The 12157-nt window shown below is 38.0% G+C and carries 25 protein-coding genes and 1 pseudogene; 23 read left to right on the top strand and 3 right to left on the bottom strand.

Annotated features, from left to right (window positions below; translation table 11 throughout):
* Nucleotides 1-89: 89 nt before the first annotated feature.
* The 3 genes from MKX73_RS19865 to MKX73_RS19855 all read right to left on the bottom strand — a co-directional run bounded on the left by MKX73_RS19865 (nucleotide 90) and on the right by MKX73_RS19855 (nucleotide 2291).
* Nucleotides 90-1256, bottom strand: coding sequence for a tyrosine-type recombinase/integrase (locus tag MKX73_RS19865; protein ID WP_340719097.1), 1167 nt, complete (start codon nucleotides 1254-1256; stop codon nucleotides 90-92).
* Nucleotides 1257-1494: 238 nt separating this feature from the next.
* Nucleotides 1495-1710, bottom strand: coding sequence for a helix-turn-helix transcriptional regulator (locus MKX73_RS19860; RefSeq protein ID WP_340719096.1), 216 nt, complete (start codon nucleotides 1708-1710; stop codon nucleotides 1495-1497).
* A gap of 152 nt (nucleotides 1711-1862) precedes the next feature.
* On the bottom strand, nucleotides 1863-2291 hold the full coding sequence (locus MKX73_RS19855) for a helix-turn-helix domain-containing protein (protein ID WP_340719095.1): 429 nt from the start codon (nucleotides 2289-2291) through the stop codon (nucleotides 1863-1865).
* A 170-nt stretch (nucleotides 2292-2461) separates the two neighbouring features.
* Between MKX73_RS19855 and MKX73_RS19850 the strand changes: the two genes are divergently transcribed.
* The 23 genes and pseudogenes from MKX73_RS19850 (at nucleotide 2462) to MKX73_RS19740 (ending at nucleotide 12133) form a co-directional block, all read left to right on the top strand.
* On the top strand, nucleotides 2462-2668 hold the full coding sequence (locus MKX73_RS19850) for a helix-turn-helix transcriptional regulator (RefSeq protein WP_340719094.1): 207 nt from the start codon (nucleotides 2462-2464) through the stop codon (nucleotides 2666-2668).
* A gap of 39 nt (nucleotides 2669-2707) precedes the next feature.
* The gene (locus MKX73_RS19845) at nucleotides 2708-2926 is read left to right on the top strand and encodes a helix-turn-helix domain-containing protein (protein ID WP_340719093.1); all 219 of its coding nucleotides are present in this window, start codon (nucleotides 2708-2710) and stop codon (nucleotides 2924-2926) included.
* Nucleotides 2926-3060: a hypothetical protein gene (locus MKX73_RS19840; protein ID WP_340719092.1), complete on the top strand. Its 135-nt coding sequence runs from the start codon at nucleotides 2926-2928 to the stop codon at nucleotides 3058-3060. Before MKX73_RS19845 ends, MKX73_RS19840 begins: the two co-directional genes overlap by 1 nt.
* A 1-nt stretch (nucleotide 3061) precedes the next feature.
* Complete coding sequence (locus tag MKX73_RS19835; protein ID WP_340719091.1) at nucleotides 3062-3727, top strand: sigma-70 family RNA polymerase sigma factor; 666 nt, start codon at nucleotides 3062-3064, stop codon at nucleotides 3725-3727.
* A complete protein-coding gene (locus tag MKX73_RS19830) occupies nucleotides 3727-3888 on the top strand; it encodes a hypothetical protein (RefSeq protein ID WP_340719090.1) in 162 nt (53 codons plus the stop codon). Before MKX73_RS19835 ends, MKX73_RS19830 begins: the two co-directional genes overlap by 1 nt.
* Nucleotides 3885-4355, top strand: a complete 471-nt coding sequence (locus MKX73_RS19825; protein ID WP_340719089.1) for a hypothetical protein — start codon at nucleotides 3885-3887, stop codon at nucleotides 4353-4355. The genes MKX73_RS19830 and MKX73_RS19825 overlap by 4 nt, the downstream gene beginning before the upstream one ends.
* The gene (locus tag MKX73_RS19820) at nucleotides 4321-4509 is read left to right on the top strand and encodes a YqaI family protein (RefSeq protein WP_340719088.1); all 189 of its coding nucleotides are present in this window, start codon (nucleotides 4321-4323) and stop codon (nucleotides 4507-4509) included. The genes MKX73_RS19825 and MKX73_RS19820 overlap by 35 nt, the downstream gene beginning before the upstream one ends.
* Nucleotides 4510-4581: 72 nt before the next feature.
* Nucleotides 4582-5073 (top strand): siphovirus Gp157 family protein, encoded by a 492-nt coding sequence (locus tag MKX73_RS19815; protein WP_340719087.1) that lies wholly within the window; start codon nucleotides 4582-4584, stop codon nucleotides 5071-5073.
* Between the two features lie 11 nt (nucleotides 5074-5084).
* Nucleotides 5085-5474 (top strand): hypothetical protein, encoded by a 390-nt coding sequence (locus MKX73_RS19810; protein WP_340719086.1) that lies wholly within the window; start codon nucleotides 5085-5087, stop codon nucleotides 5472-5474.
* Between the two features lie 2 nt (nucleotides 5475-5476).
* Nucleotides 5477-6154: an ERF family protein gene (locus MKX73_RS19805; protein ID WP_340719085.1), complete on the top strand. Its 678-nt coding sequence runs from the start codon at nucleotides 5477-5479 to the stop codon at nucleotides 6152-6154.
* A 5-nt stretch (nucleotides 6155-6159) separates the two neighbouring features.
* Nucleotides 6160-6921 (top strand): hypothetical protein, encoded by a 762-nt coding sequence (locus MKX73_RS19800; protein WP_340719084.1) that lies wholly within the window; start codon nucleotides 6160-6162, stop codon nucleotides 6919-6921.
* A pseudogene (locus MKX73_RS19795) lies at nucleotides 6921-7175 on the top strand (DnaB-like helicase N-terminal domain-containing protein); the annotation flags it as partial. The gene MKX73_RS19800 and the pseudogene MKX73_RS19795, both read left to right, overlap by 1 nt.
* Nucleotides 7176-7214: 39 nt before the next feature.
* Nucleotides 7215-8156 (top strand): DnaB-like helicase C-terminal domain-containing protein, encoded by a 942-nt coding sequence (locus MKX73_RS19790; protein WP_340719098.1) that lies wholly within the window; start codon nucleotides 7215-7217, stop codon nucleotides 8154-8156.
* A 10-nt stretch (nucleotides 8157-8166) separates the two neighbouring features.
* Nucleotides 8167-8577, top strand: a complete 411-nt coding sequence (locus MKX73_RS19785; protein WP_340719083.1) for a hypothetical protein — start codon at nucleotides 8167-8169, stop codon at nucleotides 8575-8577.
* Between the two features lie 26 nt (nucleotides 8578-8603).
* On the top strand, nucleotides 8604-9005 hold the full coding sequence (locus MKX73_RS19780) for a single-stranded DNA-binding protein (RefSeq protein ID WP_340719082.1): 402 nt from the start codon (nucleotides 8604-8606) through the stop codon (nucleotides 9003-9005).
* A gap of 12 nt (nucleotides 9006-9017) precedes the next feature.
* Nucleotides 9018-9176: a hypothetical protein gene (locus MKX73_RS19775; RefSeq protein WP_340719081.1), complete on the top strand. Its 159-nt coding sequence runs from the start codon at nucleotides 9018-9020 to the stop codon at nucleotides 9174-9176.
* Nucleotides 9177-9716, top strand: a complete 540-nt coding sequence (locus MKX73_RS19770) for an ERCC4 domain-containing protein (protein ID WP_340719080.1) — start codon at nucleotides 9177-9179, stop codon at nucleotides 9714-9716.
* Nucleotides 9717-10211 (top strand): dATP/dGTP diphosphohydrolase domain-containing protein, encoded by a 495-nt coding sequence (locus tag MKX73_RS19765; RefSeq protein ID WP_340719079.1) that lies wholly within the window; start codon nucleotides 9717-9719, stop codon nucleotides 10209-10211.
* 17 nt (nucleotides 10212-10228) lie between these two features.
* Complete coding sequence (locus MKX73_RS19760) at nucleotides 10229-10426, top strand: hypothetical protein (RefSeq protein ID WP_340719078.1); 198 nt, start codon at nucleotides 10229-10231, stop codon at nucleotides 10424-10426.
* On the top strand, nucleotides 10423-10935 hold the full coding sequence (locus MKX73_RS19755) for a dUTP diphosphatase (RefSeq protein ID WP_340719077.1): 513 nt from the start codon (nucleotides 10423-10425) through the stop codon (nucleotides 10933-10935). The genes MKX73_RS19760 and MKX73_RS19755 overlap by 4 nt, the downstream gene beginning before the upstream one ends.
* Nucleotides 10936-10953: 18 nt before the next feature.
* Nucleotides 10954-11175 carry a hypothetical protein gene (locus MKX73_RS19750; RefSeq protein ID WP_340719076.1) on the top strand — a complete coding sequence of 74 codons (222 nt, stop codon included), beginning with the start codon at nucleotides 10954-10956 and terminating at the stop codon, nucleotides 11173-11175.
* Nucleotides 11176-11187: 12 nt separating this feature from the next.
* Nucleotides 11188-11592: a hypothetical protein gene (locus tag MKX73_RS19745; RefSeq protein WP_340719075.1), complete on the top strand. Its 405-nt coding sequence runs from the start codon at nucleotides 11188-11190 to the stop codon at nucleotides 11590-11592.
* A gap of 142 nt (nucleotides 11593-11734) precedes the next feature.
* On the top strand, nucleotides 11735-12133 hold the full coding sequence (locus MKX73_RS19740; RefSeq protein WP_340719074.1) for a hypothetical protein: 399 nt from the start codon (nucleotides 11735-11737) through the stop codon (nucleotides 12131-12133).
* The last annotated feature ends 24 nt before the right edge of the window (nucleotides 12134-12157 follow it).

The raw sequence follows: 12157 nt of genomic DNA, 5'->3' as shown, positions 1-12157 counted from the left end.
CAGTATTTATAAGGGTTTCTTTAATTTAAGAAATAAAAAAAGGTGGCATTTGCCACCGATATGCCACCGCTTTAAAAATACGTTAGTGTTTATAAGTCACGAGCGATGGAATCAAATATATCGGCAGCATCCCTTGCCATCTTTTGAGTTAAATGGACATAGCGGTCTTCAGTTACAGCTGATCTGCTATGTCCTAATCTTTTTTGTACGGTTTTAATGGGAGTACCGTTTTCGATTAGCATAGTCGCATGTGTATGACGTAGTGAATGGTAATTAAAATCGATTCCAAGTTTGCCTCGAATCAATTCCCTTGTTTGATACTTAATTACATTAGGTGTGTAATGTTTACCGTTTTCTTTTTTACATACAAAATCATGTTCTGGATCTTGTAGATACGATTTACCGTATTTTAATTTATTTTCTTTTTGTTTGATTTTCTCTTTCTTTAAAATATTCATCAGAGAACTACCTACTGGGATAGTACGGTAGCCCGAAACAGATTTCGGTGGTGATACTACCCATTTGTATTTGCCCTCAATTTTTTCCCTGGTAAGCTGCTGTTCAATTTCAATCGTCATTTCCTCAAAATTTACATGCTTCCATTCAAGAGCACACAATTCACCTACACGTACCCCACAATGCAAACCAATGTGGAAGGGGAGATAAAAAGGATGATTTTCAGTAACTCTTTCATTTAAAAAACGCAAATTTTCTTTTGATTGAATTTTTAAATCATCTTTCGTTGGTTTCCGTTCTTTATTTTTCATCAACTCAACGTAGCTCATAGGATTTTCATTAATGTATTTATAAGGATATACAGCTTGGTTTAATGATTTACTTAAAATTCCTCGTATGATGCTTAATGTTTGCCTCGCTAATCCTTCACGTACTTTTAAATTCATAAATTGCTGCAGGACATGAGGTGTTAATGATTTTAATTTGTAATTACCTAAGTGGGGAAGTATATGGTTATTAATCGTTAATCGATAGTTATCCTGTGTGTTTGGCTTTAATTTTAATTCCACGTACTCTTTTTGCCAAAATGCTAAAAAGTCGTGTAAGGTCATCTCAGAGGACTTAAAAACGGTCCCTGCATTTTCATATTCCAGAATCTTTCTTCGTAATACCGCTTCTGCTTCTGCTTTCGTTTGAGCCCCTTCAGCAGTACGTTCGACTTTCTTTCTTTTGCCCTCCACAATGCCCATATCGAAGTAATAATACCAAGTGTTGCCACGTTTACGAACGCCACCTTTCATGCCAATTACTTCCTTTCTGTAAATATTTGTTCAAAAAAGTAGAACATCTGTTCCTATTATGTTAATATAAATTCAAGTAATAAGCAATTTTCACCTGTAAATAAAATACTTTTAATAAAATTTGAGGTAAAATTAGTGAAATTGTGCACCTCGCATCAAAAATAGAGTATTATCAATTATAAGTCAGTTGACTTATCAGTGTCGTCGAGAGTAGACAGAAAAATCTACTCTTTAATGCCTACTCGTTTTCAGTCCATTCATACAAGTCTTCTATTTGGCAACCTAATATGACAGATATGTTTTTTGCTACAGTCAATGACATTACACGATTATCCTTAACATAGTGTTGTATTTGCTGGGGCTTTACACCAAGCTCGCCAGCTAGATCAACCTGTGTCATGTCAGCTTTGCGCAACAAGTCTTTGAGTAGGCATCGATGAACTGTTAAAGTCACACAGACACCCCGTTTATAAAATTATGAAGGCGGCGATATTATGAATGAAGAACAATTGCAATTACTAGTAAATTTCATCGAAGTAATAAAAAAGCACGATAAAAAATCAGAAATTATAAAAAATATTTGTCGTAGAGATTATTGTTCTCAAATTAAACCTTGTCGTTCCTGTCGTAATATTCAATAGCAAATTTTATGTTATCAAAAAACTTTTCCCTTTCTACTCCTTTTAGTGAAAGGGCCTTTTCCATTAAGTCTTTAAGTAAAGAAATATCCTCTAATTCAAAACCTCTTGCCATTTTTAAAGCTTTTTCTAAATCGTTATCCTCTATTCGGTAATTTACCGGTATCAAATCTGACACGTTAATCCCCAGAGCCTCCGCAATTTTAAATAACATCTCTTGATTAGGTTCACTTTTACCGTTTTCGTATTGAGATAATGTACTGTTTTGGATTCCTATCTTTTTAGCCAATTCATTTTGCTTTATTTTTCTCTTTTGCCGTTCTTCTTTAATCCTTTTTCCTACGTACTCATTTAATTGTTTTTTATCTAATTTCTCACTTGAATTAACAACATCCATATCATTCACCTCCCAGTGCTACATCGTGTATTTTAACATATACAACCTATATTATTCACGTAACTTGAAAAAATATTCATGAAACATGAAATTATTTGTTGACTATTAAAATTAATTCATATATGATGAAATCAGAAGTTGATAGAAAATATTAGAAAGAGGTGAAACAATTGGTAGATTGCAATGAACTAAGAAGATTGAGAAAGTACCATGAACTTACTTTAGAAGACATGGGGAAAATGATTGGAGTGGATGCTCGAACTTATAGCAATAAGGAAAAGGGAATCTCACAATTCAAGTTAAATGAAATGGTGGCAATCAGCTGTCATTTTAAAAAATCCATAGAAGAAATTTTTTTAAATAAAAAGTTCATGTAACATGAATTATTTATAAATTATTCAAGGTAGGTGAATGGAATGGATAGGTTGCTAGATGTAACTGAGGTTTCCAAATTACTGAAATGTAATAGAAACAAAGTTTATGACCTTATCAATAGCGGAGCTTTACAAGGTTTGAAATTAGGAAGAATTAAAGTTTCTTCAATTGAGTTACATGATTTTCTTATCAGAAATGCCGGAAACGATTTATCAGATCCGTACAATATCAAACCATTTAAAAAAGGGGAGGAAAATTAATGCTAAGAAAATTGCACAATTATTTCTTTGAGGAAGATGCTGAAATGTCACGTACAGATATGTTGTTTGGTGGGTTGTTCATCTTATCGGTAGCATGGGCAGCATTCGTAGTAATCATGGTAGGGGTGAGTTGATGTGGAGGATTTAACGCCAGAAGAATTGTTTGAGCAGCACCTAGAGTTTTTGCCGTATTTAATCCGCAGATACAAGAACTTGAGAGAATACGAGGATATTAAACAGCATGCAATGATTGGGTTTTTCAGAGCAGCTGAAAGATTCGATGTAAATAAAGGGGTGCTCTTTACAACTTACGCCAAGTTTTACGTGAAGCAAGAAATCATACGTAACTATTTTGAAAAAAGACCGCAGTTAAAGACGTCACGGTTGATTCTCGAAAAGGCTGTAAAGGTTAGGCGGTTCATTGGTGATACGAAGGATCCAGAAGAGTTGGCAAAACTCACAGGATTAAGTGTGAAAGAAGTTGATGAAGTATTGGACTATCTTGATTTTAATTCTCATATCGCTTCATTTCAATATACAATGCCTGGCAGCGGTGATGAAGAAGTGAATACGTTAGCGGATGTGTTACCCGATAAAAACGACAATTGGGAGTATTCAATACATCTGAACGAATTTATCGAAACATTGACCGATTTAGAACAGACGGTACTTCATTTGCTCCTAAACGACTTAACGCAACCGGAAATAGCAGAAGCGTTGAATACCTATCAAATGAAAATATCGCGCATTTTGAAAGGAATTAGAGCGAAATACAACGAGTTTAATGAGGAGGTCAACTAATGGCGAAGAAAAAAGGATTCGAAAAGAAATCCACACGTAAAGCGATCAAGCGTTTAGTCAAAGAGGGATTCAGCGAAAGCGAAGCAAGGGTGATTATCAATCGTTGGGCTACCCTACGGCAGATAGAAGTAGAGGTTAAAGAATTAGGAGGAAAAGTATGAAGCCAGTATTAGTAGTAGACGGAGAAGTTAAAGAAATTTATGCGATGCATTACCGTAAAGGGCGACTTGAAACTATCACAGTTGTGGAAGATGGCGGCGTACACAAAATGTATAACGACATCGCAGAAGATACGCAGTATTACGTTGAAAAGCCGTTGCAGATTGATTTTAGTAAGTGTCTGTTTGATGAAAGTAAGTTGGAAGTTGTCGAGAAAATCAATTCGGAAATTGAAAAGTTGCTTATCGAAAAATCTAAAGAACTGGTCGAATTGTCATTACAACATACAGAAGCGTGTCTAAAGTATCCATTTAGTGACGATACGACAAAACGCAAGTATGAGCTTGTTCAAAGTAGACAAAAAGGCTTAATGGATGCACAGGAAATTATCACAGAATTTATGTATGAAGATGTGGACTTGTCGGGTGGTGAAGATGATGCAAGCGTGCAACGAATGCAGCCGTTTTGAATGTGATTGCGAAGTATTAACACTGGACATTTACGGTACCGAAATCGTACCAGGTGAGGAATACATCCTCAATAACTTTGATGAAGCCATCCACAAGGATAATGTCATTCGTTATCTGATTGAAGATGGTACGCATCAATTAAAAACTCGCTAGAAGCTGCAACTTCTAAACGAGCGTATAGAAAAACAATTTTCTGTAACAGTATATCACAATTCGGGAGGTTTTATGATGGCAAACATCTATGAAATTTTAGATAAATATAAATTCATCCAGCAGCTAATCGAGGATGGGACACCAGAAGAAGCATTCATTGAAGCATTAAATGCAATCGATGGTGAGCTTGCTGAAAAACTAGAAAACTATGCAGCAGTCATTAAGAATATCGAATCGGATATTAACGGAATCAAAGCCGAGGTTGACCGATTGAACGAGCGTAAAAAGGCTATGGAATCGTCTGTAAAGCGCATGAAAGAGAATATGCAAACGGCGATGATCGAAACAGGACAAACGAAAGTGAAGAGCGAAAAATTCAGTTTCAACGTACAGAAAAATCCACCGTCTTTATTGGTCCATGACGACACATTAATTCCACAGGATTATATCAAAGTGGAGGAAGTCAAAACGATAGATAAAAAAGCCATTTTAGCAGAGTTAAAGAATGGTGCTGAAATAAACGGTGTAGAAATCCAACAAGGTGAATCGATTCGGATTCGATAGGAGGAAAAACAATGACAAATGTAGTTTCAATAAGCATCGGCCGTTATATCACAGAAGAAACAGTTCGCAGAATTAACGAAGCGTTAGGCGGTCAGAAAGTATTTCTTTATAGCGATTCCCTGTTACATTGCACGCTTGATATTATCGTAGATTCACCGAAGCAGGTTATTAGCAAACCATCGAAATTCAAAAAGGATGCAAGTAGCCAGTATTATTGCGTGTACAAAAAAGGCAACTACTGGACGTATAAATTTGTGAATAAGCAATTAAGTAAGAAGGCGTTTTATGGCGCTTCATATAACACTGAACATGCTGCAGCATTAGCCTACGACAAGCACAGATACAGCGTTGAAGGGGATTTGAGTAAGCTGAACTTCCCGGAATATTTTGAGGGGGTGTGAGCGTGAACTTACACGAAAAATTAGTCGAGATTCGCAAAAGCATTGGCGGCTTCACTAAGGACAAAAAAAGCTACAACTACAGTTATGTATCTGGTACGCAAGTTTTAGCAAAGATTCAAGAGAAAATGAACGAATTGGGCGTTTTATTAACACCAGAAGTTAATACTCAAACGTTCCATGAACACGAATATAAGGACAAATACAACAAGGATAAGCTCGATTTCATTGTGCATGGTCACATGGCTTATACGTGGGTTAATGCTGAAAAACCGGACGACTTCATTAAAGTGCCGTTTTATTACACAGGTCAGCAAGATGATATTTCGAAGGCTTTCGGTTCGGGATTAACCTATAGCGAACGTTACTTCATTATAAAGTTTTTCAATCTGCCAACAGATGCAGACGATCCAGATGCAAAAGATACAAGCGGACGAGCGAAACAGTCGCAACAGAAACCAGCGGCGGCGCAACAAGGTCCTAAAACGGTCTCTAACAGCATTACAGAGACGCAAAAGCAATCAATCCTAACTAAGACAGGCAACATTGCAAAAGCACAAGGAATCGACCAGGCACAAGTTTATAAGAGTGCTGCAGCTCATTTCAAAATTGATAAGCGGACAAATGAACTAACACAACCAGAAGCAAGCAAAATCATCGAGTATCTGGCAACACTGGAGTGAGGTAAATGGGTGGTGTATTTCAAATCGACAGGGAAATTTTCAATCATGCGATCTGGGAAGATGTGGTTAAGTTTCGGATTTTCTTCTACATCGTAGGACAAGCGGTGTTTGCAGAAGAAGGTGTGACGATTGCCGGAATCAAGTTAGAACGTGGTCAGTATTTAAGGTCGCTGCGTAACTTGCAAGACGATTTATCTTACAAAGAAGGGCGTGGAAATGCGGTAAAAACGTACCCATTAACCACTATCCAAAACAAGATCAAATCATTGGTAAATGATGGTCAAATCAAAGTTAAATCAACAGAAAGCGGAACACTGTTCACAGTCGTCAACTATGCGCTGTATCAAGGTTTTGAGCGTTTCGAAAATGGTAAGTCGAACAGCTATCGAACAGCTATCGAACAGCTATCGAACAATAATAAGAATGTTAATAAAGATAATAATAAAGATATGTCCAATCAGCACGCTGATTTGTTTCTTTCTTGGTGGAATCTGTATGACAAAAAAACAGGCAAAGCAAAGTGTGAAACGAAATTTGCAAAGCTGGTTAAGAAGTACGGTTATGAGCAAATCGAAAAAGGCACGAAAAACTATCTGCAATATATGCAACGAAACAATGTTGCTAAACAGTATCAAAAGAATCCACTCACATTTTTAAACGGTGAACATTTCAATGATGAATATGAAACAGGTTCACAGGTAGCAGCAACAAGCATAACCGGAACGTATAAAAGTTTCGAGTTTGATATAAACCGAGGTGAAGATTAGTGCTTAATGAAAACGCAGTGTTAGGAACGATATTGAAATTCCCATACTTGCTATCAGATTCGGAGTTGAAAGTTGAATACTTCCAATCAGCAGAAAACCGCAACATTTTGATGGCTATGAAAGACCTCGCTTCTAAAGGGCTTGGAATAGACCTAATTACGCTTTTAACTCATGGTGAACCTTTGAGCTATGGAGGGGCAGATAAGCTCTCACAGATGCAAAATATGGCGAATGAGAGCAAGTTTGATAGCTATGTAGAAATGTTGGTGGATAAATGGCGACAACGGGAGAAAATGAACATTCTCGAAATCGCTGCTCGTGAAGATTGGGACTTGAACAAAATCACGATGGAACTGAATAACCTGGCGACTAATAAAGTAAATGACCATAACAGCATTAAAGACTTGGTTGTCGAGGTGTCAGAAGATCCGTGGAATGAGAAGGTTAAACCACGTGGAGTGAATACGGGGCTACGGGACTTACAAGCAGCATTAAACGGATTGCCTAACGGCGAGTTAATCATCATCGGTGCTAGGCCGAGTATGGGTAAGACGGACGTAATGCTACACCTCGCCAAAAGTGCCGGGTGGGATAATTGCCTACCGATCATATTCTCGTTGGAAATGAACGCTCAAAGCCTACGAGATAGATTAATAGCAAGCATCGGACCATATAACCGCTCGAAGATGAAAGACCCGTATAACAACCTTACAGACGAGCAAAAGAAAACGTGGATGGACACATTAGGTCGAGTTTCTAAAACGAACATGCACATTTTCGATAAAAGCGGTCAGACGGTTCCAGAAATCCGCATGAAAGTACGAAAGATTAAAAACGAAAATCCAGATATGCAAATTGTCGTGTTCATTGATTACCTAACACTTATCAAGCCGGTGAACGATTACAACGGCAATATGAATCTAGCGGTTTCGGATATTTCCAGAAGCTTGAAAGAATTAGCGAAAGAGTTTAATTGTCCAGTCGTTACCTTGTCGCAGCTATCCAGAGGTGTTGAACGGCGAGAAGATAAACGCCCAATGATGTCCGATATTCGGGATTCGGGATCAGTCGAACAAGATGCCGACATTATCATGTTTATCTATCGTGATGCTTATTACTCGAAAGATGATAACAATCGCGAAATGGAGTTGATTATCGCTAAAAACCGAAATGGTGGAGTTGGCACAATTAAAGTCGAGTACAACAAATTCACAGGTATATTACGTGACTTATAACGAGCTGCTGATGGATGCAATAAAATATGACGAAATCAAACTCGCCTATTCGGTGTACTGGATGATTAAAAACGGCATTGTGCAAAGGAACCATACGGCAAGTGGTGTGAATTGGGACTTAGTAAATCATGAGGAAGTAGCAGCACTGATTGAAAAGAATGAATTAGGATTGCAACCAATCAAGCTCTATACCATACCAATCAGCAAAACAAAGCATTTCCTCGTATTTGCTAAGAACGAACAGGATGCAAAGGGGCATTGTCTGAACGAATTGAAAAGGATTGCACCAAAGGTAATCGACATTACGGACAAAATCAATAAAAGCTTCTGGTTTCCAGAACGAAATCAGTATTTGTCATTGCGTGAGTTGAGGGAGGAAACAATAGTATTTCCGGCAACTGCGATGATTTATGAAAAATAATAAACAACCAATTGGAGGAAATATAAATGAACATTATCACAGTAACAGGCAATTCAGTTAAGGACATCGAGTTAAAGGCTACACCGAGTGGTAGTTTTGTAGGAAACGGCACGATTGCAGTAAGACGTGATTTTAAAAACAAGCAAACTGGCGAATACGAAACAGATTTTATTAACTTCGTAGCATTGGGGAAAACGGCTGAAATCATGGCGCAATATGTGAATAAAGGCGATCACTTCGGAATCACTGGCCGCTTACAAATCCGCATCTGGAATAAAGACGATGGCACGAAACAATATTTCACTGAAATTGTAGTGAACAGCTTCGACTTCCCGCAGAAGAAAAAAGAGGGTGCTTCAAACAATCAATATGCTAACAATAATGCACCGGCACCGATGGAAGTTACTGAATCGGATTTACCTTTCTAGGAGGCGAACGCTATGCACATTAACAATGAAGGGGCTGACTTGTCTAAGGACGAGTTGGTCACCTACCTACAAGTATTTCATGGCCGCTATGCTGATGAATATTACGAGAACCAATCACAGGAGAAATTGCTGCAACTATACAACGAGATGATTGAACGCGAGGTGAATTAATTGTACCGATTTCACTATACCGACAAGGAAATTAACGAAATCTTAAAAACAATGGTGATTGTCGCAGATACGAGGGAGCAGAAGAATGAGCATATCCTTGATTACCTTAAGAAAAAGAATGTGCCGGTAGTTTCGCAAAAACTGGATTTCGGCGACTATTCAGCTCTAATTCCAAGAAATGACGAATTAGGCATTACTCGTAACATTTATTTGAACAGCGTTGTCGAGAGGAAAGCCAATGTGGACGAGCTTTGCGGTAATTTGCAAAAAACAACTCAACAAGCTTTCGAAAATGAGTTAATCAGATCACAGCAAGGTAATTTCGTATTAATGGTCGAGCAGCTAGATTTTTACACAAAGCTCATACATGGCGATTATCGGAGCCAGTATGACCCGAAAGCATTACTCGCTCGGCTGAAATCATTCGAAGCGAAATATAACTTTAACATTGTGCCGGTGCAAAAGAAGGAAGCCGGTAACTGGATATACTACCGCTTTTATTATGAAGCGAGAAATCTACTCAAACAGGGAGCGTTTTAGATGAAAATATTAATGGTACACGACTATAGCTATACAATACCTAGCGGAAATTCAACATTAAGACAGGGGGAAATATACGAAGCTGAATTTAGTGGCGACTATGAATACAGTGTTAAAGTTTCAGACAGAGATAAGCCTGTTTTAGTGCACAAAAAGATTGCAAGAGTTTTAGAGGAAGTTAATAAACCTACAGTACCAGGTGTCAGCCCAGACCAGCCAGTCGTCTACAACGAAAAAGGCGGCGGTCAATCGAAATCACCATACCGTATGGATTTAGTTGACCCGAAATCAATTTTGGAAATTGCGAGCGTGTTGAAAGAGGGTGCGGAAAAGTACGGGGATGATAACTGGAAACTGATTAGCACACAGGATCATTTAAACCACTTACTTGTTCACGTATACGCACATCTTGCCGGTGATGAATCGGACAAACATTTAGCACATGCAGCGTGTCGGGCAATATTCGCGCTGGGTGTAGAGTTGGAAGATAAATAATCTAACGAGGTGAATAAATGTCAGTAAACAAAAACGGCATACCATTTTACACACCTAAGAAGAAGCGGAAACGGAAGCGAGTGCCATTAACGGATAGATTGCCAATGAGACGATTCGCATTAATTGATGATGTGGCAGAAGTTGAGGTTGTTGTACCTTACTTCTCGCCTATCGTGGAACTACTAACTAAAGATGGGTGGAAAGAAATTATATGAACTTACAAACATTATTAAACAAGCAAAACGAGTTAGACAGCTACATCATTAAAAAACACGGCTTGGAAAATCAAGACTTACTCAATAAACGTGTGTTGGCTTGCCTGGTCGAAATCGGTGAACAAGCGAACGAATACCAATCATTCAAGTATTGGAAATTCACGAAACAAGTTGAACGTGCAAAAGTAGCAGAAGAACTTGTAGACGTATTACATTTCCTTCTATCCATCGGCAACCTGTTAAACGTTGAACTGGACGACAGCACAAACGCTCATATTGAACGAGCTGCTCAAATGGGTGATGTGGATTATCAATATATTACGCTGTTTAACCTGGTATCGAATATCGCACTGTTTGATCGCATCGAATACAAGCTGCATAACTGGAAATACGCAATATCAACTTTCATCGGCTTATATCAACGCTTAGGGTTCGGGACAGGATTTATTGAAGCGGAGTATGACAAGAAACATGCGGAGAATTACGCTAGGCAGAATCGTGATTATTAAACTAATGGGAGTGATTGCATGCGTGACTTTGATGAACAGACCGTGCAAGAACAGGAAGCCTGGGAGCATTACAAGAAAATCGAAGCTGAAAACTATATGCTCAAACGTCAGTTGATTAACCGCAACGAAACGATCCGTGCATTGAAGAAATCATACGGATCGCTAAATAAAAAGTACAAAGCATTACTGGACCATAAAAAGCCACGTTTCCGAAATAACGGCAAAAAGAAAATTAAGTGAGGGGTGGACATCGTGACTGATAACGAACGAATGAAAAAACGTTTAGCTATTCTGAAACAGGTTGATCGCATTCTGAAACATTGCCATTGCCACAATACGCATCTTAAACAAACATGTGAGCATTGTATTAAATTACGTCCATTAGGTGAGCAGCTTCTTAAACTAACGAAACCACGGAAAGCTATCACGACTAGCGGAAAAATTACACCACTGGAAAAACAGTTTGGGACATACGTCAATAAATTTTCCGTATCAATCGAACTTGAAGATTATGTGAAGGCCAAGCTTGAGAAAATATCAGATGGTGAATTTTACGAAAAACGTAATGTTAGTAGGTACGGCTTTGAAGCTTGGAAAAAGGAGAATATCACAGAAATTAGATGTTTGACTAAAAAAATGAAAGCGAAATACTATTAATATTATTTAACCTCATTTAAGCGTGATTCTAGGCGTTTTAATTCATTACCTACCAAATACACCAAAGTTGAGTTATAACGTCTTAGAATTGACTGTGTGAGGTCACAGGCATATATTAATAGATTGTGGAGGGCAGAACATCATGAGTAAATTTCAATGGTTAAAAGATTACCAGGAACTTGAACAAGGCATTGCCTATTTAGAAATGAATCTTGAACGCTCTCGAAATGAATTAGAACGATGGGTTAATGGCGATTTAGCTAAATATAAATTAACCGCTGAATCAGATGGTGCCAAACTTGAAGAACGGATTGCTGCTATCGAATATGAATTAGCTCACAAAGTAAATGATCTGCAAGACATGAAGAATCTTATCTCATCATTCGGTGGACTTGAAAACCAAATTATCTATAAGAAATACATTGAAGGCATGACGCTTGAAAAGATTGCCGAGGACTTAAATTACAGTGCGCAATACATTTACAACAAACATTCACAAATCAAACGCATGGTATCGTTTGCGGAGCGTTATGTGATTTAAAGTTAGTACGCAATTGAACCAAAT

The organism is Solibacillus sp. FSL W7-1436, assembly GCF_038007305.1.
Taxonomy (GTDB): domain Bacteria; phylum Bacillota; class Bacilli; order Bacillales_A; family Planococcaceae; genus Solibacillus.
The sequence above is the reverse complement of the archived record's forward strand: the minus strand, read 5'-3'. Positions and strand labels throughout refer to the sequence as shown.

What these genes read in the sequence shown, in the direction of transcription:
- MKX73_RS19815 (WP_340719087.1), top strand. Translation starts at nt 4,582, where the DNA reads ATGATGGCAAACATCTATGAAATTTTAGATAAATATAAATTCATCCAG.
- MKX73_RS19825 (WP_340719089.1), top strand. Translation starts at nt 3,885, where the DNA reads ATGAAGCCAGTATTAGTAGTAGACGGAGAAGTTAAAGAAATTTATGCG.
- MKX73_RS19800 (WP_340719084.1), top strand. Translation starts at nt 6,160, where the DNA reads ATGGGTGGTGTATTTCAAATCGACAGGGAAATTTTCAATCATGCGATC.
- MKX73_RS19775 (WP_340719081.1), top strand. Translation starts at nt 9,018, where the DNA reads ATGCACATTAACAATGAAGGGGCTGACTTGTCTAAGGACGAGTTGGTC.
- MKX73_RS19760 (WP_340719078.1), top strand. Translation starts at nt 10,229, where the DNA reads ATGTCAGTAAACAAAAACGGCATACCATTTTACACACCTAAGAAGAAG.
- MKX73_RS19830 (WP_340719090.1), top strand. Translation starts at nt 3,727, where the DNA reads ATGGCGAAGAAAAAAGGATTCGAAAAGAAATCCACACGTAAAGCGATC.
- MKX73_RS19810 (WP_340719086.1), top strand. Translation starts at nt 5,085, where the DNA reads ATGACAAATGTAGTTTCAATAAGCATCGGCCGTTATATCACAGAAGAA.
- MKX73_RS19755 (WP_340719077.1), top strand. Translation starts at nt 10,423, where the DNA reads ATGAACTTACAAACATTATTAAACAAGCAAAACGAGTTAGACAGCTAC.
- MKX73_RS19845 (WP_340719093.1), top strand. Translation starts at nt 2,708, where the DNA reads ATGGATAGGTTGCTAGATGTAACTGAGGTTTCCAAATTACTGAAATGT.
- MKX73_RS19785 (WP_340719083.1), top strand. Translation starts at nt 8,167, where the DNA reads ATGGATGCAATAAAATATGACGAAATCAAACTCGCCTATTCGGTGTAC.
- MKX73_RS19865 (WP_340719097.1), bottom strand. Translation starts at nt 1,256, where the DNA reads ATGAAAGGTGGCGTTCGTAAACGTGGCAACACTTGGTATTATTACTTC.
- MKX73_RS19750 (WP_340719076.1), top strand. Translation starts at nt 10,954, where the DNA reads ATGCGTGACTTTGATGAACAGACCGTGCAAGAACAGGAAGCCTGGGAG.
- MKX73_RS19790 (WP_340719098.1), top strand. Translation starts at nt 7,215, where the DNA reads ATGAACATTCTCGAAATCGCTGCTCGTGAAGATTGGGACTTGAACAAA.
- MKX73_RS19840 (WP_340719092.1), top strand. Translation starts at nt 2,926, where the DNA reads ATGCTAAGAAAATTGCACAATTATTTCTTTGAGGAAGATGCTGAAATG.
- MKX73_RS19820 (WP_340719088.1), top strand. Translation starts at nt 4,321, where the DNA reads ATGATGCAAGCGTGCAACGAATGCAGCCGTTTTGAATGTGATTGCGAA.
- MKX73_RS19765 (WP_340719079.1), top strand. Translation starts at nt 9,717, where the DNA reads ATGAAAATATTAATGGTACACGACTATAGCTATACAATACCTAGCGGA.
- MKX73_RS19740 (WP_340719074.1), top strand. Translation starts at nt 11,735, where the DNA reads ATGAGTAAATTTCAATGGTTAAAAGATTACCAGGAACTTGAACAAGGC.
- MKX73_RS19780 (WP_340719082.1), top strand. Translation starts at nt 8,604, where the DNA reads ATGAACATTATCACAGTAACAGGCAATTCAGTTAAGGACATCGAGTTA.
- MKX73_RS19855 (WP_340719095.1), bottom strand. Translation starts at nt 2,291, where the DNA reads ATGGATGTTGTTAATTCAAGTGAGAAATTAGATAAAAAACAATTAAAT.